This is a genomic window from Pedobacter jaeyakensis, from assembly GCF_054461315.1.
In genome coordinates this window covers 4,329,946-4,353,283 of the sequence record NZ_CM136921.1, presented here as the reverse complement: position 1 = coordinate 4,353,283, position 23,338 = coordinate 4,329,946, and the positions used below count along the sequence as shown (strand labels likewise).

Genomic DNA, 23,338 nt, shown 5'->3' with positions numbered 1-23,338 from the left:
CGCAACGAATTTAGGGTAATAAACAACAACTCATCCTATCACACTTTTATTTTACAATCCGACCATACAGATCAAAATCTTCAGCACGGTCGATCTCTACATTTACGAAGCTACCCACTGCAGCATAGCCTGTTGTAGCATCAATTAAAACTTCATTATCTACTTCGGGAGAATCGTATTCTGTTCTTCCGATAAAAAAATCCCCCTCTTTCCTATCTATCAAAACCTTATAAGTGTTACCCACCTTATCCTGATTAATGTCGAAAGATATGCCTTGTTGTAGTTCCATTATAGCATCAACACGTTCTTGTTTAACTTCATCAGGAACGTCATCTATAAGGTTATGTGCATGTGTTTTCTCTTCGTGAGAGTAAGTAAAGCAACCCAATCTGTCAAAACGTGTTTCCTCTACCCAGCTCAGCATTTCTTCAAAATCGGCTTCTGTCTCACCTGGATATCCGCAAATTAAAGTAGTACGCATAGCAATGCCCGGTACTTTATCTCTAATCTGATTTACAATATCAATTGTCTTTTGTTTGGTGATACCACGGCGCATTGACTTCAACATATTGTCTGTGATGTGCTGCAAAGGCATATCCAGGTATTTACAAATATTTTCCCGCTCGTTCATGGCATCCAATATTTCCATAGGGAAACCAGAAGGATAGGCATACTGTAATCTGATCCACTCTATTCCTGGAACATCGGAAAGCCTGCGTAATAATTCGTCCAGATTACGCTTTCCATAAATGTCTAATCCGTAATAGGTTAAATCCTGGGCAATTAAAATTAATTCTTTAGTCCCATTTGCAGCGAGGATTTTTGCTTCGTTAACAAGCTCTTGCATATCACGTGAAACGTGCTTGCCTCTCATTAGTGGAATAGCACAAAATGAGCAGGGACGGTTACAACCTTCAGCAATTTTAAAATATGCAAAATGAGAAGGGGTAGTCAGTAGGCGTTCGCCGATTAGTTCATGCTTGTAATTTGCACCCAAAGAATGCAGTAAATTGTTGAGGTCATTTGTGCCAAAAAAAGCGTCTACATTTTTAATTTCTGCTTCCAATTCAGGTTTGTAACGTTCTGATAAGCATCCAGTAACGATAACTTTTCCAACCTTGCCCTCATCTTTTAACTGACTGTATTGTAAAATTGTATCAATTGATTCCTGTTTTGCATTATCTATAAAGCCACAAGTATTAATTACGATGATGTCGTCTTTTCCAACTTTATTTGCTTCATGAACAACATCCATACTGTTACCACGCAATTGCCCCATTAAAACTTCAGAATCATAGGTATTCTTGGAACAACCTAAGGTAATGACATTTATTCTTGGTTTTTTTACCGGTGTTATGGAAGGTATCGTTTTGGTATTCATGTATTGTTTTTAATATTAATTAAATAGACTATCAACGAAGGCTTTTTTGTCGAACAATTGAAGGTCGTTCATACCTTCACCTACGCCAATATATTTAACAGGTATTTTAAATTGGTCAGAAATCCCGATCACTACGCCACCCTTTGCAGTTCCATCCAATTTGGTGATAGCCAGGGCGTTTACATCAGTAGCCTCCGTAAACTGTTTGCACTGTTCAAAGGCATTTTGCCCGGTAGAGCCATCTAGCACCAATAGAATTTCATGTGGAGCACCTGGAACGACCCTGTTCATAACATTTTTAATTTTGCCCAGCTCATTCATTAGCCCCACTTTGTTGTGAAGGCGTCCTGCAGTATCAATAATAACTACATCTTCTCCATTAGCTACAGCAGATTGCAGGGTGTCAAAAGCTACGGAAGCAGGGTCAGAACCCATAGCTTGTGCAACAACTCTTACACCCACACGCTCACCCCAAAGTTTAATTTGTTCTACTGCCGCTGCCCTAAAAGTATCGGCAGCACCCAATACCACCTTCAGATTTTCAGCCTTAAGTTTGTGAGCAAGTTTGCCTATGGTGGTAGTTTTACCTACTCCGTTAACGCCAACCACCATAATCACATAAGGCTTATGATCGCCACCGTATTCAAAACTTCGGAAATCATTACTGTTGTTTTCTGCTAATAAGAGCTGGATCTCATCACGCAACAAACCGTTAAGTTCAGTAGTTGATAGGTATTTGTCCTTCGCTACTCGACCCTGGACACGGTCTATTATTTTTAAGGTTGTGCTAACACCTACGTCAGAGGTTACTAAAACTTCTTCAAGATTATCCAGAACATCATCATCAACAGTAGATTTTCCGGCTACAGCTTTGGTGATCTTGTTTAAAAAACCTGTTTTAGTTTTCTCTAACCCTTTATCCAGAGCTTCCTGAGCGTCGGGAGCAGTTTCCTTCTTTTTGAAAAAATCGAATAAACCCATAAGAATGTATAACAAAACAAAAAAAGCCCTCCCAGAATAAAGGGACGGCTTTAATATTATTAAATATTAATATTATTTTTTAGATGCGATAGCATCTGCAACGTGATCGTTATGAACAATAACTTCTTTGAAAGAATAAGCACCAGATTTCGGTGATTTGTTCATTGTAATAACTTTCGAATATTCTTTTCCTTTACCCGTTTTTAGGGTTGCAACTACTTTCTTTGCCATGATCTAAATAGATTGTATTTTAATTGAATACAAAAATGTATTACTTAATTTCTTTGTGTACCGTTACTTTTTTCATTACCGGGTTGAATTTTTTCAATTCTAAACGCTCAGTAGTGTTTTTACGGTTTTTAGTAGTAATGTATCTTGACATACCAGGCATGCCACTGGTTTTATGTTCTGTACACTCTAGAATAACTTGTACTCTGTTACCTTTTTTTGCCATTTCTTTATTATTTAGGCTGATTCACATCAGCCATTGTTTCTACAAATATCCTTTTTTCATGAAGCGGTTGATCGCTTCTGTAATACCAATTTTATTGATGGTTTTGATAGCTGAAGTAGATACTTTCAGTGTTATCCAACGATCCTCATCAGGAATATAAAATTTCTGAAGTTGTAAGTTGGGATAAAACTTACGCTTAGTTTTAACGTTTGAGTGAGAAACATTAAAACCTGTCATCGCCATTTTTCCGGTTAAATCACAAACTCTAGACATGCTTTGTTATATATTGTTAATTGTTCTTCGCTTAATTTTTTAAGAGTGTGCAAATATCAATAAAATATTTGTAATCATCAAGAAGCTATCTGAAATATTTTCAATTAGTTACTAAAAGGTTTAATGTGAGCTTCCATTTTTCTTAAATTACGAGTCAATGTGACTTAAATCGATGGTCGGAACCTTTTTTAATTCCTGGATGACAACAAAACTATTTATACTTTTAAATGGAATTGCAGCAGTCAACTTTGCATTAAATATTTCGTAAGCTGGCATGTCAGAAACTGCACAGTGGATTATATAGTCAACTCCACCGCCTATACAATAACTCTGTATGACTTCAGGAAAAGCATTAACTCTATCCTCAATTTCTTGGTGAACTTTCTCAGATTTCACTTTCAGCGTTACCATCACTAATACGGCAAAACTTTTAAGTAATTTAGTTTTATCGAGAATCAATGAGTATCCAACAATAACTTTGCTCCGCTCCATCTTTCTTATTCGTTTTGAAACAGCGCCAGGACTCAGGCAAATAATTTCGCCAATTGCCTTGGCGGACATTTTTGCATCTTTTTGGAGCCACTCAAGTATTTTTGCGTCTACGCCATCAACTTTGTTGTTCATGTTAATTTAATTAAATATAAAATATAATTACTGCTGTTATGGCGCAATATTAATTATTTTTTGTGTGTGAATCCAACCTTTAGTATGAGGAGCATAGAAAAAATTATCATTTAGGATCGCTAGTGTCGCGGTCTTTTCTTCCTTCTCAAATTGGCTAAATCGGTTTATTAAATGAGGCCTTCTGACTGAAAAAAAAAGTATAATTTCTTCAACGTTTACTCGTCGACGCATTTTATCACCATTGGTTATAGTTCGTGAAATTTTCACCATCATCATTATTCCAACAGTTAGGTATATCATGGCAAAATGATTTTCTTGATCTCTGAAAGCTGTCACGTACTTTTAAGGTTTTCCATCTGAATGTTGAAAGGAATGACCATCATCAGAGATCTTTAATGGGCTATTAACAGCATACTGTCTGCCAAACAAGCTATCCAATATCAATAGAAATAACAAGATGATTCTTTTCACGGCCGTTAATTAATAAATATAAGCAATTGGCTGCAATGGTATTCATTTGTTATATTTAACGCTCTTAACAATGCCAAATATGCAGATCAAATCTTTAGAAGAATATAACGAGACCTACAAGTTAAGTGTTGAACAGCCTGAGAACTTCTGGGCCACTATTGCAGAAAATTTTTTATGGAAAAAGAAATGGGACAAAGTTCTCTCATGGAACTTTAAAGAGCCGGACATAAAATGGTTTGAAGGTGCAAAACTAAATATTACAGAAAATTGCCTAGACAGGCATCTTGAAGAAAACGGAGATAAGCCAGCGATCATTTGGGAACCTAACGACCCAAGTCGCGATAGCATCACGTTAAGTTACAAAATCCTTCATGAACAAGTTTGCCGTTTTGGGAACGTATTAAAAAAGAACGGAGTAAAAAAAGGTGATCGCGTTTGCATTTATATGCCAATGGTTCCTGAATTAGCGGTTGCAGTGTTAGCCTGTGCACGCATCGGCGCAGTTCATTCCGTAGTCTTCGGTGGGTTTTCTGCAAAATCTATTGCTGATCGTATTAACGATGCAGCTTGTAAAATTGTAATCACAGCCGATGGAGCGTTTAGAGGTAGTAAACAGATTCAGCTTAAAGAAGTTATCGACGACGCGCTAATTGCATGCCCTACCGTAGAAAAGGTAGTGGTTTTAACACATACGCGTACACCTGTTTCTATGCTCAAAGGCAGGGACATTTGGTGGGAAGATGAAATAAAACTCGTAGATACAGATTGCCCTGCGGAGGAAATGGATGCAGAAGACCTATTATTTATTTTGTATACCTCAGGATCTACCGGGAAGCCTAAAGGCGTGGTCCATACTACTGGAGGTTACATGGTTTATGCAGGATATACATTTTCCAACGTTTTTAATTACCGACCGGATGAGGTCTACTTTTGTACTGCAGATATCGGTTGGATAACAGGTCACTCATACATTGTCTACGGGCCGCTATCTCAAGGTGCTACCACATTGATGTTTGAAGGTATACCTACCTATCCTGATGCATCCCGGATGTGGCAGATCGTTGAAAAACACAAAGTTAATATCCTATACACGGCACCGACTGCGATACGGTCTTTAATGAGCTTCGGTCTCGAGCCTTTAAATGGCATTGATATGAGTTCTATACGGGTATTGGGTTCCGTAGGCGAGCCTATTAATGAAGAAGCATGGCATTGGTTTGATGAAAATGTGGGTAAAGGTAAAGCTCCAATAGTGGATACCTGGTGGCAGACCGAAACAGGTGGAATCATGATCTCTCCGATCGCCTATGTTACGCCTACGAAACCGAGCTTTGCTACACTGCCTTTACCCGGAATACAACCAATGCTGGTTGATGAACAAGGTAAAGAGCTGACAGGTAATGGCGTGAGTGGTAATCTTTGCATTAGGTTCCCCTGGCCTGGAATGCTGAGAACGCTTTATGGCGATCACGACCGCTGTCGCCTCACTTATTTCTCTACATATGAAGAATTGTATTTTACTGGTGATGGGTGTTTGCGTGATGAAGATGGCTATTACAGAATTACCGGTAGGGTTGATGATGTCATCAATGTATCAGGACACAGAATCGGTACTGCGGAAGTGGAGAATGCCATCAACATGCATGCCGGTGTAGTAGAGAGTGCAGTTGTAGGCTTTCCGCACGAGGTAAAAGGCCAGGGCATATTTGCCTTTGTCATTTTCCCTAATTCGCATAACGATGAAGAATTAACCAGAAAGGACATTTTACAAACGGTTACCCGGGTTATTGGCGCAATCGCTAAGCCTGATAAAATTCTTTTCGTTTCAGGACTTCCTAAAACAAGGTCAGGCAAAATCATGAGAAGAATTTTAAGAAAAATTGCGGAAGGAGATACCAGTAATTTGGGCGACATTACTACCCTGCTTGATCCCGCCGTAGTTGAAGAGATTATTTCAAAAGCAAAACAGTAAAACATAACTTCCCTTTGTCTGTTGTAATTATCACAAACGATTGTTAAACCTAAAGAGAAACTATCATGGATAAGTTAGAATTAAAAGGAAAATGGAATGAAGTTAAAGGTAAAGTTAAACAGGCTTATGCTGACTTAACCGATGACGATTTAAAATATGAGGAGGGAAAAGATGATGAATTGTATGGAAAGCTTCAGCAAAAAACTGGCAAAACCAGAGATGAATTGGTAGACTGGATAAAGAGCTTGTAATCATAAAAGCAATAAAAAAAGCTCCTGACGAAAATCAGGAGCTTTTTTTTATAGATTAAATTATCTAGTAACCAAAGATCTGATCAAGACTAAGTTTAGTAACAGTTCCGAATTTTTGCATGTCCTGAAGACTTACTTTTTTCTCGGAAGCTACAATACAATAATTATAAGGCTTACCTGCTACGTTGGCTGCATGAAAAGATTTAATGTCTTCAAAAGTTAGCGGTTTTAAACCTGCAAATTCATCTATCCTCGAATCATGGTCAATACCCATTTTCTTATCAGCAAGATAACTCATAATAATTCCGTCCTGTGTTATCCTATCAGTGGCAATTCCATTTAAAGCATTGTATTTTGAAGCTTCAAAAGATTTGTCGGCCTGAGGCAAAACATTCAATAATTCATTCATGCCATTTACAGCGTCGTTCATTTTATCAGCCTGACTACCAACATAGGCAACCATTGCCGTTTGTTTATCTCGCTTATCAGGGGTTTGATAAACAGCAAAAGTGGAGTAGGCAAGGGCCTTAGATTCGCGGATAGTCTGGAATACGATTGAACCCATTCCCCCACCAAAATAGCTGTTAAACAAACTGATTTTTGGAGCCATTGCCGGATCATAATTTCCACCATTTCGTACCCATCTTATTTCAGACTGTACCATGTCGTAATCTGCAAAATAAACCTGATTAGCAGTATTGTTGGTGTAAGTAAATGATTTCGCTGCAGCAGCTGGCGTAAATTCACTTGGCAGTTTATGGATCTTGGTGATTGCAGCTGTAAACACAGCAGGCGTTTGCGGACCATAGTACGTAATGGTATGCTTGTAGTTATTGATGTTATGCAAAATGTAAAGCAATTGCTCTGATGTCATACCTTTTACTTCATCATTACTTAAAACAAAATTGTAAGGATTGCTTGCGCCGTACTGTGCATAACTCATCAAGCCACTCAGGATTGCTCCTTTATTAAGTTTATTGTTTTCTCTTGATTTAAGAATTCTGCTTTTAAGATCGCTTAGGGCTTGTTCATTAGCCTTACAGTTTGCGAAAATATGTTCTACCAGGCTTACGGCTTTATCAAAATTCTCTTGTAAACCACTGATGTTGATTGTTGCTGTCTCATTTGAAACAACGAAATTATAGTTACACGCAATGTTATAGAATTGCTTACTAATTTCCTCAGCTGTGTATTTATCTGTAGCAAGAAAGGTAAGGTATTGTGCCGCATAAGGCTCCAATTTATAGTTGAAGGCCCCCATGTCGAAACGGTAAGAAAGACGGAAAATACTATTTTCTTTATTTTGAACAGTGATTATATCTGCTATGCCTGCTTTACCAAAATTAAGATCTTTCTTATAATCTAAGAACTGTGGTGCAATTTCTTTTGATGGCGACTCTAATAATTTGGTCATGAATGCAGAAGTAGCATCTGCATTTGGATTTATAGGGGTAATCAGTGGTTTCTCAACCTTAACGGTCGTTTTATCTTCCCCCTTGTGTTTAAAGCCAACTACATAATTGTCAAGGAAAAATTTATTCGCAAAGGCAACCACTTGCTTTTTGGTGATTTTAGCCATATCATCAGGAGTGCTGAGTGACTTATTCCAATTTACGCCCCTGTTTAAGATAAAATCGTTCGCTGCTGCCTCAACACGGTATGCGTTGTTGTCAAAAGCCTGTAATAGATTTAGCTTGGTGTTTGCTACCGTAGCCTTGATCAAACTCTCATCAAAGTCCCCTTTTTTAAGCAGTTGAATTTGCGCTAGCAAAAGCTGCTGTGCTTCTTCTAAGGTTTGACCTTGTTTGGGTTGCGCAGAAAGGCTAAACACACCGTAATCCTTCATTTGTTGGTAGCCGGCATTTGCACGTAACACTTTTTGCTGCTTATTCAGGTTGATATCTAGAAGCCCCGCTTTACCGTTCGAAAGGATGCTGGAAATCAGGTCAAGCATTAAGCTTTGACTCGTGCTTTGAGCATATCCTCTGTAATACATTTCAACGCTTTCTGCACTTGGGCCGTAAACATCTACTTTTTGTATACTTGTGCGTGGCTTTTCAGGAGCAGGAGTATATAATTGTAGTGGTTTTGGTTGCATGAATGAGAAGGATTGATCTACTTTTTTGATCATCTCATCGGGATTAAAATCACCAGCAAAACCTATGGCCATATTGTTCGGAACATAGTACTTGTTGTAATATTTTCTGATCTCTACTAATGATGGGTTCTTTAAGTGCTCTATGGTTCCAATGGTAGTTTGCTGACCGTAGTTATGGGTAGGGAAAAGTAGCTCAGACATTTTTTCATCCAACTTCCAGCCATCATTGTCCAGTCCACGGTTCTTTTCTTCATAAACAGCTTCCAGTTCTGTATGGAAAATACGGAATATCGGATTACGGAAACGCTCTGCTTGTAAGGCTAAGAATTTATCAGTGGTATTTGAAGGGAAATCCTCATTATAGATAGTTTCTTCGTACCAGGTGTGCGCATTAGATGCTTGTCCACCCAACGCTTTGATCATTTTGTCATACTCATTCGCGATAGAATAGTTTGAAGCCAGACCTGATGTTTTATCGATCTCTGCATAAATTTCTTTTCTTTTAGCAGGATCGGTTGTTTTATTATAGGTCTCATAAAGTGCATCTATTTTATCGAGCAATGGTTTCTCTTTTTCAAAATCCATTGTGCCGAATTTATCGGTTCCTTTAAATAGCAAGTGTTCCAGGTAATGGGCCAATCCTGTTGCGTTTCGAGGATCAGTATTGCTACCTGCTCGAACTGCCATTCGGAATTCTATTTTAGGCTCCTTTATGTTTTTGGAGAGGATCACAGTTAAGCCATTCTTTAACGTATAAAAACGGGTTTTTGTAGGGTCGCCAGTCACATATTTGTAGGTATAGCCGGCAGACGTAGCTGTTTTCCATTGGTAGGTGGATTGAGCCATAATACTCTTTCCTGTTATAAGTAAACAGGTGAGCAGTAACAGTTTATTCTTCATGTCAAATTAAGTTATGATCAAACATATATAAAACTGCGTTATGATTTATAATTGGGGCATAAAAATTATTAAAATGTGTATAATTGATGTCGTACTTTTACAGCATTCATATTAAAAGAGTACCTATAAATGAAAAAACAGCAGATTAAACCAAACATCCTAGTGGTAAATGATGATGGTATTACCGCACCAGGCATAAAGAACTTGATAGAAGTGATGCAGGACTTAGGAAATGTAGTTGTAGTAGCTCCAGACGGTCCGCAATCTGGAATGGGACACGCAATTACCATTGGAAAGCCACTTCGTTTTGATAAAGTTGACCTTTATCCCGGCGTTGAAATGTATAAATGTTCTGGAACTCCTGTAGATTGCGTAAAGCTTGCTGTCAATAAAATATTTAAAGGGAAAAAGCCAGATCTCTGTGTTTCAGGTGTAAATCACGGCCTTAATAACTCTATAAACGTAATCTATTCTGGCACCATGTCTGCCGCCGTTGAGGGTGCAATTGAAGGCATTCCATCAATTGGTTTTTCACTGGATGATTTTAGCCAGGAAGCGGATTTTAGTCATGCGAAAAAGTTCATTAAAGCCATCTCTTTGCAAGTCTTGGAGCATGGCCTGCCACAGGCAACATTGCTGAATGTGAATTTCCCTAAAGGGGCAAATCTCAAAGGGATAAAAATATGTCGCCAGGCAAACGCTAAATGGGCTGAAGAGTTTGACGAAAGAAAGGATCCTTATCAACGCCCATATTATTGGCTCACTGGCGTTTTTCAAAACAACGACAAGGGCGAGGATACGGATGTTTGGGCTCTAGATAATGGATTTGTTTCTGTAGTGCCAGTTCAATTTGATCTCACCGCTCATCATGCGATCCCTGTACTAAATTCCTGGACGTTTGAAGTTGAAGGGCAATAATTAGCAAAGCATGCAAGAACCAGGAAAGAATATTCCAAATTCTGTTTGGGCAGGTCTGGGTGCAGGGATCGTATTGCCGGCATTTCTGCTTTCTATTGCATGGTATCTTATCCATAGATTTGCATTTTTAGCGAAGGCAGACCTTTTGCTGATTGCTGCAATTGCAGTCAATGCACTACTTATGCATTACTTTTTCAAACAAGATAAAGAGATGGCCGCGAGAGGCGTAATCAGTGCAACTTTCATGTGGGCATTTGCCTTCTTTTTCTACAAAATCAATCAGACATGAAATACTATCTAATAGCTGGCGAGGCATCAGGCGATCTCCATGGCGCTAATTTAATGAAAGCTTTAAAGATTGAAGATCCTGATGCAGAATTCCGCTATTATGGTGGCGATAAGATGAAAGCCGTTGGTGGAGAGTTGGTTAAACACTATGCCGAAATGGCCTTTATGGGTTTTACAGAAGTAGTGCTAAACATCCTAACCATACTTAAAAATATGAAAGCCTGCAAGGCTGATGTGCGCGCTTATCAACCTGATACTTTGATCCTGATAGATTTTCCCGGCTTTAATCTAAATATCGCTGAATTCGCGAAGAAGAACGGGCTGAAAGTTTGCTATTATATATCTCCAAAAGTTTGGGCCTGGAATCAGAAAAGAGTTCTTCGGATAAAACGCGTAGTAGATAAATTGTTTTGTATTCTCCCCTTTGAGGTTGAATTTTACAAAGGTTGGGGAATGGAAGTTGATTATGTTGGCAATCCACTACTGGACGAGATCGCTCAATTTATTCCGAATGAACATTTTAAAGGCATACATCAGATCACAGATAAGCCCATTATCGCCCTTTTGCCAGGAAGTAGAAAACAAGAAATTGAGCGGCTACTTCCAGATATGCTCAGTATTACTTCACGCTTTAAAGGATATCACTTTGTAGTTGCTGCGGCTCCGGGATTTTCAGAGGAGTATTATCAGCAGTTTAGTACTACTGAAGATATCACTTTGGTATTCAATGAAACCTATGACTTGCTAAATGTAGCTCATGTAGCTATTGTCGCTTCAGGGACAGCTACATTGGAGACCGCTCTTTTCCATGTGCCGCAAGTAGTTGTATATCGTGGGGGCAAAATTTCTGTAGCTATTGCCAGAGCACTTGTAAAGATCAAATTCATTTCATTAGTTAACCTGATTATGAATAAAAGGGTAGTCGCAGAACTCATTCAGGAGCAGTGCAATGAAAGCGCAATTGCCAACAGCTTGAAGATGATTACAAAGGGAACAATCAGACAAATGATGCTCGATGAATACAAACAGCTTAGTGAGCTAATGGGCACTCCGGGTGCATCAGAAAGAACAGCGAAACTCATCGTGAAATTTCTGAGATCTTAAGATTAGATTGAAATTTAACCGACTAATGTTCAGAATTTTGAATGCTAAAAGAGTTTTTTTGGCCATTAAGTGAAACATTTTCTCTGGGTAAAACGTTTTACCAAAATATATATCCCCCTATATGTTATGAAAACTAAAACTATCCTCAATTTAAAACGCCGCAAAACTAACGCTCATTTTATTATTAAAAGAAACCTCAACTTCATCATCGTAACCTACGATCACTAAGATTTCTTAATCTCAAACATCTAGATTCTCCATCTTCCGCGTTTTTAAGGCGTTAAATTACTATGGCTTTCTGCCAGAAAATTTACTCCCCTTTTAAAGGCATATCTCCTTATGTCCAATTTTAAAATCTAATCAAATAATCTTTCCATTTATACACTTTAACTAAAACATCCATGAGAATTAAATTACTTATCAGTACAGCGCTTATTCTGCTCTGTACGCTGAGTTTTAGAAGCTATGCAGGGAAAACCTCACACTTCAAACTCAGCAATTTAAGTGGTAGTTACTTCTTTCAGCAAGACACAACTAAGAAGGATACTACAAAAAAAGCCAACGTTACGCCACAACCAGTTACAGCACCTGCCCCCCAGGACAGCACTAAACAAAAGCCTATAACTGGCCTTGTTGTTGATGAAAAGTCTTTACCTCTCCCTGGTGTGGGTATTAAAACCGCTTCAGGTAAAACAACCGTAACCGACGGTACCGGTAAGTTTGCAATCGCAGTGACTGGACCAACTGAACAAATCACATTTAGTTACGTAGGATATGCTCCACTTACCCGGGCTGCCGGGGCAGGTAATGCACCTTTAAGTATAAGGCTTGCTCCATCTGAAGGAGAAACATTGAAAGATGTCCAAATTGTAGCCGTAGGTTATGGTACTTTGGACAAAAAGGAAGTGACCTCTGCAGTAGCACACCTGGATTCTGCAGATTTCAGGCAAAGTGGTTCTAGAAATCCGCTCGACTTAATTCAGGGTAAGGTAGCAGGTTTGCAAATTACCCGTACAGGTGGTTCCAATCCAAACTCTGGTGTGGGCATTCAGCTCAGGGGTGTTACCTCAGTAACTGGTAGTCAAAGTCCGCTAATTGTTATCGATGGTATACCTGGTGGGAACCTTGATCTTCTGCAACAGGACGATATCCAATCAATGGATGTCCTAAAAGATGGTTCAGGAGCAGCTATCTACGGTACCCGTGCCAATGCTGGTGTAATTTTGATCACCACAAAAAAAGGTAAAGCTGGTCCTGCAAAATTCGATTACTCCAGTTACATCAGGCATGAAACCTTATACAAACGTCCGGACTTTATGACTGCTGATGAACTTCGGGCAAGAATTGCTTCAGGCGAGCTGGACAGAACAGACTATGGGAACACTACTGATTTTTTCAACGATCTGGTAAACAAAGATAATTTAAGCCAAAACCATAACCTGGCCATTTCAGGGGGGTCTGAAACAACAAGTTACCGCGCCAGTTTAAACTACAGAAACCTGCAAGGTTTTGCCAAAGAAAATGGTCGGGAAGAATACGGTATTAGGTTAAACCTCAATCAAAAAGGTTTCGATAACAAGCTAAATGCAGCGATAAATTTAACTACCACATTTAATAAAGCAAACTTGCTCGGTGGCGGGGGCTGGGAGGATCAGTTCAGACGAAACCCAACGCTATCTAACTTTAATGCGGATGGTACTTATTATTTCGAAAATACAAGTACAAACCAGTACGCCAGATTATTTCAGGAAACAAATAAAAGACAGCAGCAAACCAGTTCAGTTGATGCAAAAGTCGACTATGATATTGCAAAAGGCCTAAAAGCTTCCGTGTTTGGTGCAGTGCAGAGGAACAGTTATATCGATGGAGAATATCGCAGTGTAAATGGCGAATACTCATTGGAAAATGATATCTACAAAGGTGGAGGTTATGCCTCAAGATCTACAGTGCTGGAGCAAAACTTCAATGTTGAGCCAACAATTGAGTACAAGCCAACTCTAGGAGATAACCATAGTCTAACTGCATTGGGCGGATATAGCTATCGTTACGAAGTATTCGAAGGATTCAACGCAAATAACCTTGGATTTTTGAACGACCTATTTGACGAAAACAACTTGAATGCAGGAAACCAATTGGCAGCCGGTAAAGCTGGACTTGGTAGTTATAAAAATGACAATACGTTGATCGCATTCTTTGGCAGGTTGAATTATACCTATAAAGGAAGGTATTATGCACAGGCAATTTATCGTCGCGAAGGTTCTTCACGCTTTGGTGTGAACAACAAATGGGGAGATTTCCCTGCATTCTCTGCAGGATGGACTATTACTCAGGAAGATTTTATGAAGGAGAATAAAATCTTTAACTACCTTAAATTGCGAGGCGGTTATGGAGTAACAGGTAACTCTGGTATTAGTAACTATGCATCATTGGTAACCCTTGGAACTGGTGGTGTTTATCTATATCCAGATGGACAATACCGCGAAACCTATGGGCCAAACAGTAATCCAAACCCAGATTTAAAATGGGAGAAAAAGCGTGAGCTTAATATTGGTTTAGAGTTTGGCTTGCTTAATAATAAGTTAACAGGATCTTTTGACGTGTTCAATAGAGTTACAAAAGATTTGTTGGATAGCTACGATTCGCCTCAGCCACCTTATATCAGGGGTAATATTTATACTAACGTAGGGTCAATCTCTGCAAAAGGAGTCGAGCTTGCGCTGAGTTATGCTGCTATAAAGAATGATAATTTCAGTTGGAATATCGACTTTACAGGTAGTACAACTTCAAATAAGCTTGATAGTTATTCTAACGACACCTACAAGAGAGAGTACCTGTCGCTGGGCGATATCGGAGGTTACGGTGCACTTGGTAATGCCATTCGTACTTATGAAGGTGGCAAGCTTGGTGAATTCTGGGGTAAACGTTTTGCTGGATTCACAGACGATGGAAAATGGTTGTTCTACAACAGGGCCGGAGAAAAGGTGCGTAACGATCAGATCAACAACTCATTCGATAGAAACACAACTGACTACGTGGTAATTGGTAACGGTATTCCTAAATACTACATGTCGCTAGCCAATAACTTTAGTTATAAGAACTTTGACCTAAGGGTATTCTTCAGAGGAAAATTCGATTATGATATCCTAAATACAACTGCTATTTCTTATGGTAATAAAGTTTCTGGTGATAATCTTTTGAACTCAACCTTTACCAAATATGCTGAAATCAATGATACTTATATGTATTCTGATTACTACGTAGAGAGTGGAAGTCACCTTAAACTGGATGAAATTACATTAGGATACCGATTCAAACTCAAATCAAAACAGATTAGAAACCTGCGCATATATGCAACCGGACAAAACTTAGCCACGTTTACCAAATACACAGGTAACGATCCTGATTTTATCAGTGATACAGGCCTTGCTCCAGGTATCGATGGAAGAGGTCCATATCCTAGTACGCGTTCTTTCTTATTTGGTTTAAACCTCGGCTTCTAAAAATATACACATGAAAACACTACATAAAACATTATTTATAGCAGGACTTGCAGCGTCAACTGCATTGTTTGATTCTTGTACTAAGCTGGATGAAAACTTATATGATACTGCTCAAAGCGACAACTTTTATAACAACAAAAACGAAATTATATCAGCGGTTCTAAGGCCGTACACTCATGCAAACGCCTGGGCGACACCTTCCGGACAAGATGGTTGGTGGAGACCAAGTGAACTTTCTGCAGACCAGCTCGCCTGGCCAACCAAAGGCAGACACGGAGAAGATGGCGGTAAATGGAAACGTCTGCATTATCATACCTGGACCAACGATGAGGGTGGACTTAATAATGCCTGGATTTTGATGTGGTGGGGCGTTGGGTTATGTAACGACCCAATCACCAAGATTGAAGGAAAAGATCCAGCAGCTATCGGCTTAACTCAAACAGAGAAGGATGAGTACGTCGCCGAACTAAAACTATTCAGGGCATTCCACTATTTAAAGATAATGGATCTCTGGGGCAATGTTCCTATAGTAACACAAGTGCCAGTAGGAACTGTTCCAACTGATCAGTTGCCGGCTTCATCTACACGCGCTGAGGTATTTGCTTTCATTGAAAAAGAGATCTTAGAAAATGTAGAAAAGGCACCTGTGCTGTCTAAATCAATGTTAGGTAGAATGTCCAAAGCAGGAGGTTACGCCATGCTGGTTGAATTGTATCTAAATGCTGAAGCTTGGATTGGTACTCCTAAATGGGACGAATGTATTGCAGCTGCTGATAAGCTAATTAATAACCAGGCAGGTGGATTAAACGGTGCAATGGCATTGGATGCAAACATCACTGACGCCTTTAAACCTAATAATGATTTGTCTAAAGAAGCCATCTTCTCCATAGCTTATGAATTCCAGAAGGCGAATTTCCAACCGTCTTGGACAGGAGAGTTCTATCATTTTCAGCAACAATTCATCTACGGCGGTAGTCGCAATGGCAACGATGGTGTAGTTGTAGTTCCAGGCAATTTTACCACCTTTCAAAACGGAGATTTAAGAAAAACCCAATGGTTATTAGAAGGACCAATGAAGAGGTTTGATAACGGACAGCCAGTAATTGCTTCAGGCGGTAACGAATACGATGGTCAACCATTGGTATTTGTTGACAACATTCAAAGGAATAAATCTGGTTCAACTGTTTCCAACATGAGTGAAGGTGAAGAGAATAGTGGAGTGCGTTTCAATAAATACAAACTAGGCAACCAGGTTAACGGAGCGAATGGGGAACAGCCCGATGCAAACTATAACAATACAGACTGGCATATCTATCGCTTAACCTGGATTTATTTTGCCAAGGCAGAAGCCATAATGCGTAAAAATGGCGGAAATGCCACAGCAGAAGCAGTGCAGTTAATCAACGACTCTAAAAAGAGGGTATATGCTACGCCAGCTGAACAGGCCGCTAATGCCTACACTACGGCTACGCTAACATTGCCAGAATTATTAGCGGAACGCGGGCGTGAATTTATCTTCGAAGGTTTTAGAAGAGACGATCTAATCAGGTTTGGTAAGTTTACAACAGGTACTTGGTGGGATCATCAAGCAAGTGCAGATTACAAAAAGCTATTTCCAATACCTCAGCAGCAAAGAGCGCTAAATCCAAAACTTACCCAAAACACAGGGTATCCTCAATAACATTCAATATCCCAATTGTTCGAACAGGTGGTTGTGTCAAAACAATCACCTGTTCTTTTTTTAAAGTAATTGAAAATTCATATGTTTACTAAAACGATTTAACCAAACTAAAAGCCTTATAGTAGGTAATAAGGTACAATACACAAACATGAAATTAAAACCATTATTCATCGCTCTGCTTCTAGCCGCAAATGCTTCATTTGCCCAGCAGACAGACCTGGTCAGCTACGTCAACACGCTGCAGGGAACCAACTCTAAACACGAACTCACAAGGGGTAATACTTACCCTACTACTGCATTGCCGTTTGGGATGCATACCTGGACTCCGCAAACAGGTAAAAATGGCGACGGGTGGAAATACCAGTATTTTATTGATAAGATCAGGGGCTTCCAGCAAGCACACCAATGCAGTTCATGGACGAGAGATTACGCAGTATTCTCTTTAATGCCTATGACAGAACTGATTGTAGATCAAAACAAACGCGAAGCGAAGTTTAGTCACGCCAATGAAATCGCCAAGCCCAACTATTACAAAGTCCAATTTGATAACAAGATCACCACAGAAATATCTCCATCAGAACGGGGGGCACATCTGCGCTTTACCTATCCAAAAGGAGAAAGAAGCATTCTAGTCTTAGATGGCTACATCCGCACCAGCGGTGTAAAAATCTATCCCAAAGAGAACAAGATCACTGGTTGGGTTAGTAACGGAGAAGGCTTTAGGAACAACTGGAAAAGCTTTTTTGTGATTCAGTTTGATCAGCCCATTAAAGGTTACGGAACCTGGGACAACAGGAGCAATATGATCAATGCCGATTCTCTTTCTGCAGAGGGCAAGGGTAAAGGAGCCTACATAGAATTCGCTAAAGGCACAAAAGTGCAGGTTAAAACAGCTTCTTCTTACATCAGTCTGGAGCAGGCAGAACTTAACCTTAAAAGAGAACTGGGTGCAGATAAAACATTAGAGCAAACCAAAAAGAATGCTGCTGCGGTCTGGAATAAATCATTAGGTCGCGTTCAGGTTGAAGGCGGTGCTGAAGCAGATAAAGCTACTTTTTATTCTTGCTTTTTTAGGGCTAGCCTATTCTCCCGTAAATTCTATGAGATTGATGCAGCCGGGAAACCTTACTATTTTAGTCCGTACGATGGTCAGGTCCACCCAGGTTACATGTTTACCGATACTGGCTTCTGGGATACCTTCCGCGCACAATTTCCTTTAAATACCTTAATGCATCCTGAAATGCATGGCCAGTACATGCAGGCAATGATAGATGCCTATAAGCAGTGCGGCTGGTTGCCATCATGGTCGTTCCCAAGTGAGGGCGGCAGTATGATCGGTAACCATGCCATTTCTTTATTGGCTGATGCATGGGCAAAAGGCATCAGAACCTTTGATCCGAAAGAAGCCCTTGATGCATACTATCACGAAGCAATGAACAAAGGCCCATGGGGACCAGCTAACGGTCGTGATGGCTGGAAGGAATATTATCAGTTGGGTTACGTTCCGTATCCAAACTACAGGGAATCTACCGCTAAAACATTGGAATACGCATATGATGATTACTGTGGTTACGAACTGGCAAAAATGACAGGCAACAAATACTACATGGATATCTTTGAACGAAACATGTATAATTATAGGAACGTCTACGATCCTTCTACAAGATTCATGCGTGGTAAAGGAGCAGATGGCAGCTGGACTAAGAACTTTGACCCAATCGAATGGGGCGGACCATTTACTGAAGGTAACTCCTGGCATTATACCTGGTCTGTTTTCCAGGATACCAAAGGGCTCATCAACCTCATGGGCGGTAACCAAAACTTCACAGCCAAACTGGATTCAGTATTTAGTGAACCTAACAAAGTCAAAGTAGGTACCTATGGAGGGATGATCCACGAGATGACGGAAATGGTAATGGCAAATCTGGGGCAATACGCCCATGGCAATCAGCCAATCCAACACATGGTATATTTGTATAACTATGCCAATCAACCTTGGAAATCCCAGGCAAGGGCCAGAGAAGTGATGACAAAACTCTATGATGCTACAGAAAATGGTTATCCGGGCGATGAAGATCAAGGACAAACCTCTTCCTGGTATGTGTTGAGTGCATTAGGTTTTTACAGCGTTACACCTGGAACTGGAGAATATGTACTGGGTAGTCCGATGTTTAAGAAAATAACTATTAATTTAGAGAATGGTAAAAAATTCGTGATCGATGCGCCGGCAAATGATAAAGATCATGTGTATATTCAGTCGGCCACTTTAAACGGTGTCAACTATACTAAGAACTTCATTACACATGCCGATTTATTGAAAGGTGGTGTGCTGAAATTAGAAATGAGTAACAAACCAAATGAGCAAAGAGGTTTGCTAGCAGAAGACAAGCCTTTTTCTCTAACCAAATAGAAATATGAAAAGAAGAATTTTTTTACAAAACACAGGATTATTAGCGGCCGGGGTCATGGCCAGCAAAGTATCATTTGCTGCTGCACCAGATTTTCCTGTAGTGAGGGTAGCTGCTTCGAAAAGACACTTCCAGAGTAAAGCTGTAGACAGCGCTATTGCAGAGTTCCACAAAAATGTGAAGAATAAGGAATTGGCCTGGTTGTTTGAAAACTGCTTTCCAAATACATTGGATACCACAGTAACCTACACAGAGAAGGACGGCAAACACGATACCTACGTAATCACCGGAGATATTGATGCCATGTGGCTGCGCGACAGTACCGCACAAGTTACCCCATATCTGCAATTGATAAAAGGTGATAAACAATTACAAGATCTTATTGCAGGTGTGGTAAACCATCAGGTAAAAAGCATCATCAAAGATCCTTATGCCAATGCCTTCTACGGCGATCCTAATAAAGTAGGAGAGTGGAAAACAGATCATACCGACATGAAGCCCGGCGTACACGAACGCAAATGGGAAATTGATTCATTATGTTACCCAATCCGCCTAAGCTACCAGTATTGGAAACTTACTGGTGATACTACACCATTTGATGCCACCTGGAGAGAAGCAATCGCGTTAATTGTAAAAACCTTTAAAGTTCAGCAACGTAAAGATGGACAAGGCCCATATCATTTCCAACGCGAAACGATGTTCGCTACAGATACTACTCCATTGAGTGGTTACGGTTATCCTGTTAAACCAGTTGGATTGATCTGCTCTGCATTTCGTCCAAGTGATGATGCCACCATCTATAATTTCTTAGTACCTTCTAACTTCTTCGCAGTAGTAAGTTTGAGACAAGCGGCCGAGATTTTATCTGCAGTGCATAAAGACACGGCCTTAGTGGCAGAATGCAAGGCTTTAGCAACAGAAGTAGAAACCGCATTGCAAAAACATGCCATTGTTAGTCACCCAACCTTTGGTAAGGTATATGCGTTTGAAGTGAATGGTTACGGCAGTTTTAACATCATGGACGATGCCAATGTGCCAAGCCTGTTGGCATTGCCTTATTTAGGAGCAGTAAAACCAAATGATCCGGTTTATATCAATACCCGTAAACTGATCCTTTCCGCAGAAAACCCTTTTTACTTCCAGGGAACAGCGGCAAAAGGAATTGGTAGTCCGCATACCGGGATCAATAAGATTTGGCCTATCGCTGTAACCATGCAGGGTTTAACCAGCAGCAGCGAAGCAGAAATTAAGTCTTGCTTACAGATATTGCAGAAATGCCATGCTGGAACTGGCTTCATGCACGAGTCCTTTAACATGGATAAACCGGCTGATTTTACCAGGTCATGGTTTGCATGGGCAAATACCATTTTCGGAGAATTTCTGTGGAAGGTTTACAAAGAAAAACCACATTTGCTAGCATAATAATAAAAGCATTAAGGCTGTTCAATTGAGCAGCCTCTATGCTTTCTTAAAATAAATATATCTTGGTAAATCTTTAAACACAGTTTTAGTAACCCCACAAAGCCAGAGCTCATGGTTTAGCTGATTGCTCTTGTAACATTCTAATATGTAAATCCCGCCGCCACCAAATTGTTCCAGTTTAGGTCGGTCTAAAGTCAATACCTCAGCATCGTCAAATTTCTCGTCAGACATTCTGATATGGCATTCCTCTTCATAACCGCTTACAATGTCCAGCATTTCATCAGCACCTTCTACCATTTCTAAATCGTCAATGTTGCCGCCCCAATCGGGCAGGTCAACAAACCATTTGTGTGCTGCAGTTTTATAAAATCTAAATACCTGTTCCAAGATCTATTCTATTGATTTGACCATTTCCCTAAACAACTTGAATACCCCATCCTGTGCCTTCTCAGTAGCTGCGTTAGCCATAATGATGTAGGCAATGTTCTTGTCCTTATTTAGCATTGTATACGTATAAAATGTACCTGCGGAACCTGCATGCTCAGAAGAATGCTTGTCGGTTTTATTAACGTTTAACCAGCCAATGGCGTATTCCGGTAAGCCGTAGTGCAAATAATTATAAGTCTGAGCCTTTAAAAAGTTGTTATTTCCTTCTAGTCCGTCCAGATGCATTTGAATAAGCCTGGCATAGTCGGCAATTGGCATACTGATGTCCCCGGCAGGTTCAATCAGGTTAAGGTTATAAGCTGTAGCAGAATCAAGTGGAGTGAGTACATTATTTTCCAGCCAATGGCCAGATGGTTGGTTTTTGTCAGTTCTGTTTGGCCAACCGAACTTGTATTTCAAGTGCAGCTTTTTGTTCAGTACTTCATCAACCAATTCTTCCCAGGTTTTACCAGATGCGGTCTCCAGCATTACTGCAGCAATACTATAGCCTGCATTTGAGTAAGTATAGGTATCGTTGTTCTTAGCAATAGGTTCATTGGTAAGCAGGTAATACGCAAATAACTTCCGCTGATCCGATTTAGTACCCGCAAATTTAGGTAGAGCCTGAAATTCTGTTCCGCTGATATAAGGTTTTATCCTAGCCCTATGTGAGAGCAATTGAGCTAAGGTAACTTCGTAATAAGCCGGGTTTGCACTAGCCTTCCAGCCAGGTAGTAGCGCAAATAGTTTAGCCGTCCAGCTAATCTTATTCTGCTCAACAAGGTAGGCTGCAATCAGTCCCGTTATCGCCTTAGTGTTCGATCCCAGGTGAAAGTAATCGCCAGGCAATGCCTTAGTATCATCATTTTTAAGTGTGTTCCGATGAAATCCAAGCGTATTTGTAACGAGGATTGAATCACTCTTTAAAATAGCATAAGCCAGTTCTGGTATTTCACTGGCAATGCGCAAACTGTCAGCGGTTTTGCTGAGATTCTGCGCATTTGCTGAATTGGAAAGAAAAATGCAAATTATAACGACTAGCGCCTGTTTCATTAAATTTTACTTACGCCGCCAGATCCAAGAACCCTTTGTTCAACATTAGGATTGCCACTATAATAAACGTGACCAGAGCCGCTAATTAATGCATTAATATTGTCCTCAACTTTCACATTAACAGCGCCAGAACCGCTAATCCTGGTGTCCAAATCAGAAAGGGCAATTGTCTTCGCATTAAATTTACCAGATCCGCTCACAGTTACATTTGCCTTGCCTGCCTTACCACTAAGTTCAAGTACGCCAGAACCGCTAATTACGCTGGTTAATTTATCTGCATCAATTTTAGCAGTAATGCTTCCAGATCCGCTTAAACTAGTAGTTAAGGCTTCTGCGGTTACAGTGCCGTTCACTTTAATACTTCCATTACCACTCATGGTCAAGCTGGTAATAGTTTTTGCAGATACGCGAGCAATAATTTTCTTGTTCTCGTATTTATGAGACCAACTGGTCCAGCTAGTTTTAGGTCTGATGATCAATATATTGCCTTTAACTTCAGATACAAGGGTAGCAATGGCTTCGGCATCACCTTCAAAGGTCAAGCCTTCATTATTGCCAATTGTAATGATCACCTCAATTGGCCCACCTGCCCCAACGCCATTGAAGTTTTTAACATCTCGTTGATCTTGAACAAGGGCAGAAGTACTAATATTAATTGGTGTTCCTGCTAATGCGTTTACTGTCGGACTAGCTAAGGCAACTGCAAATAAGATAGAAAGTAGTTTTTTCATAATAACGAACTTAGGGTTTAAAGATAAGAATTGAACATTATAATTCCTGATTTGTTATAAGACGCAAAAAACCAAAAGAGGTTGCATGCGTTATCTATTTAAATATTTTATTTGCAGCCTTTCTAAATTTAGTTACTTTTGCCCCAATGGGGGATTAGCTCATTTGGCTAGAGCGCTTCGCTGGCAGTGAAGAGGTGATCGGTTCGAATCCGATATTCTCCACCCATAGTTTAAAGACAATGCCCTTGGTTTACTATCAAGGGCACTTTTGTTTTCATCCCGTTATATTCCTATATTTGAAAAAAAATAGTCATGTTATTCTATAAACATATCCGCCAAAACCTAAATAGCCAGTCTTATTGGTTAATGGGCCCGGGTATGAAATAGTGCGTCACGCACATT

General features: G+C 39.9%; 20 protein-coding genes and 1 tRNA gene. 10 read left to right on the top strand and 11 right to left on the bottom strand.

The features are described 5' to 3' along the window. Positions 1–46: 46 nt before the first annotated feature. From rimO to ACXZ1K_RS19165, 7 genes are all read right to left on the bottom strand, one after another. Positions 47–1,381, bottom strand: coding sequence for a 30S ribosomal protein S12 methylthiotransferase RimO (gene rimO, locus ACXZ1K_RS19195; RefSeq protein ID WP_458971301.1), 1,335 nt, complete (start codon positions 1,379–1,381; stop codon positions 47–49). Positions 1,382–1,396: 15 nt separating this feature from the next. Beyond that, the gene (ftsY, locus tag ACXZ1K_RS19190; protein WP_458971300.1) at positions 1,397–2,362 is read right to left on the bottom strand and encodes a signal recognition particle-docking protein FtsY; all 966 of its coding nucleotides are present in this window, start codon (positions 2,360–2,362) and stop codon (positions 1,397–1,399) included. A 72-nt stretch (positions 2,363–2,434) separates the two neighbouring features. Next, a complete protein-coding gene (locus tag ACXZ1K_RS19185) occupies positions 2,435–2,593 on the bottom strand; it encodes a DUF4295 domain-containing protein (protein WP_458971299.1) in 159 nt (52 codons plus the stop codon). Positions 2,594–2,633: 40 nt separating this feature from the next. Next, complete coding sequence (rpmG, locus tag ACXZ1K_RS19180; RefSeq protein ID WP_136837740.1) at positions 2,634–2,816, bottom strand: 50S ribosomal protein L33; 183 nt, start codon at positions 2,814–2,816, stop codon at positions 2,634–2,636. A 39-nt stretch (positions 2,817–2,855) separates the two neighbouring features. Then, on the bottom strand, positions 2,856–3,089 hold the full coding sequence (gene rpmB / locus ACXZ1K_RS19175) for a 50S ribosomal protein L28 (protein WP_039866682.1): 234 nt from the start codon (positions 3,087–3,089) through the stop codon (positions 2,856–2,858). Between the two features lie 147 nt (positions 3,090–3,236). Then, on the bottom strand, positions 3,237–3,713 hold the full coding sequence (locus ACXZ1K_RS19170) for an Lrp/AsnC family transcriptional regulator (RefSeq protein WP_458971298.1): 477 nt from the start codon (positions 3,711–3,713) through the stop codon (positions 3,237–3,239). Positions 3,714–4,055: 342 nt separating this feature from the next. Continuing rightward, positions 4,056–4,184, bottom strand: a complete 129-nt coding sequence (locus ACXZ1K_RS19165; RefSeq protein ID WP_458971297.1) for a hypothetical protein — start codon at positions 4,182–4,184, stop codon at positions 4,056–4,058. A 79-nt stretch (positions 4,185–4,263) separates the two neighbouring features. Here ACXZ1K_RS19165 and acs point away from each other — a divergent pair, with 79 nt between their 5' ends. Continuing rightward, positions 4,264–6,156: an acetate--CoA ligase gene (gene acs / locus ACXZ1K_RS19160; protein ID WP_458971296.1), complete on the top strand. Its 1,893-nt coding sequence runs from the start codon at positions 4,264–4,266 to the stop codon at positions 6,154–6,156. Between the two features lie 65 nt (positions 6,157–6,221). Then, a complete protein-coding gene (locus tag ACXZ1K_RS19155) occupies positions 6,222–6,407 on the top strand; it encodes a CsbD family protein (RefSeq protein WP_458971295.1) in 186 nt (61 codons plus the stop codon). Between the two features lie 64 nt (positions 6,408–6,471). Here ACXZ1K_RS19155 and ACXZ1K_RS19150 read toward each other — a convergent pair whose 3' ends face one another. Beyond that, a complete protein-coding gene (locus ACXZ1K_RS19150) occupies positions 6,472–9,405 on the bottom strand; it encodes a M16 family metallopeptidase (protein WP_458971294.1) in 2,934 nt (977 codons plus the stop codon). A gap of 129 nt (positions 9,406–9,534) precedes the next feature. On the opposite strand from ACXZ1K_RS19150, the gene surE reads away from it, so the two are divergent. From surE to ACXZ1K_RS19115, 7 genes are all read left to right on the top strand, one after another. Further along, complete coding sequence (gene surE / locus ACXZ1K_RS19145) at positions 9,535–10,323, top strand: 5'/3'-nucleotidase SurE (RefSeq protein ID WP_458971293.1); 789 nt, start codon at positions 9,535–9,537, stop codon at positions 10,321–10,323. Between the two features lie 10 nt (positions 10,324–10,333). Beyond that, a complete protein-coding gene (locus ACXZ1K_RS19140; protein ID WP_458971292.1) occupies positions 10,334–10,612 on the top strand; it encodes a stationary phase survival protein SurE in 279 nt (92 codons plus the stop codon). Further along, complete coding sequence (gene lpxB, locus ACXZ1K_RS19135; RefSeq protein WP_458971291.1) at positions 10,609–11,715, top strand: lipid-A-disaccharide synthase; 1,107 nt, start codon at positions 10,609–10,611, stop codon at positions 11,713–11,715. Before ACXZ1K_RS19140 ends, lpxB begins: the two co-directional genes overlap by 4 nt. 401 nt (positions 11,716–12,116) lie before the next feature. After that, the gene (locus tag ACXZ1K_RS19130) at positions 12,117–15,215 is read left to right on the top strand and encodes a SusC/RagA family TonB-linked outer membrane protein (RefSeq protein WP_458971290.1); all 3,099 of its coding nucleotides are present in this window, start codon (positions 12,117–12,119) and stop codon (positions 15,213–15,215) included. Positions 15,216–15,225: 10 nt separating this feature from the next. Next, positions 15,226–16,896, top strand: coding sequence for a RagB/SusD family nutrient uptake outer membrane protein (locus ACXZ1K_RS19125; RefSeq protein WP_458971289.1), 1,671 nt, complete (start codon positions 15,226–15,228; stop codon positions 16,894–16,896). Between the two features lie 148 nt (positions 16,897–17,044). Beyond that, a complete protein-coding gene (locus ACXZ1K_RS19120; RefSeq protein ID WP_458971288.1) occupies positions 17,045–19,306 on the top strand; it encodes a GH92 family glycosyl hydrolase in 2,262 nt (753 codons plus the stop codon). A 4-nt stretch (positions 19,307–19,310) separates the two neighbouring features. Further along, positions 19,311–20,726 (top strand): glycoside hydrolase family 125 protein, encoded by a 1,416-nt coding sequence (locus tag ACXZ1K_RS19115; protein ID WP_458971287.1) that lies wholly within the window; start codon positions 19,311–19,313, stop codon positions 20,724–20,726. 36 nt (positions 20,727–20,762) lie between these two features. Here ACXZ1K_RS19115 and ACXZ1K_RS19110 read toward each other — a convergent pair whose 3' ends face one another. From ACXZ1K_RS19110 to ACXZ1K_RS19100, 3 genes are read right to left on the bottom strand one after another with little or no spacing between them, the layout of a single operon-like run. Then, on the bottom strand, positions 20,763–21,113 hold the full coding sequence (locus tag ACXZ1K_RS19110) for a DUF6717 family protein (protein WP_458971286.1): 351 nt from the start codon (positions 21,111–21,113) through the stop codon (positions 20,763–20,765). A 3-nt stretch (positions 21,114–21,116) separates the two neighbouring features. Then, the gene (locus tag ACXZ1K_RS19105; protein ID WP_458971285.1) at positions 21,117–22,205 is read right to left on the bottom strand and encodes a serine hydrolase domain-containing protein; all 1,089 of its coding nucleotides are present in this window, start codon (positions 22,203–22,205) and stop codon (positions 21,117–21,119) included. Next, positions 22,205–22,936, bottom strand: coding sequence for a head GIN domain-containing protein (locus ACXZ1K_RS19100; RefSeq protein WP_458971284.1), 732 nt, complete (start codon positions 22,934–22,936; stop codon positions 22,205–22,207). The genes ACXZ1K_RS19105 and ACXZ1K_RS19100 overlap by 1 nt, the downstream gene beginning before the upstream one ends. A 148-nt stretch (positions 22,937–23,084) precedes the next feature. On the opposite strand from ACXZ1K_RS19100, the gene ACXZ1K_RS19095 reads away from it, so the two are divergent. Beyond that, positions 23,085–23,158: transfer RNA gene (locus ACXZ1K_RS19095), tRNA-Ala, on the top strand. Positions 23,159–23,338: the final 180 nt, after the last annotated feature.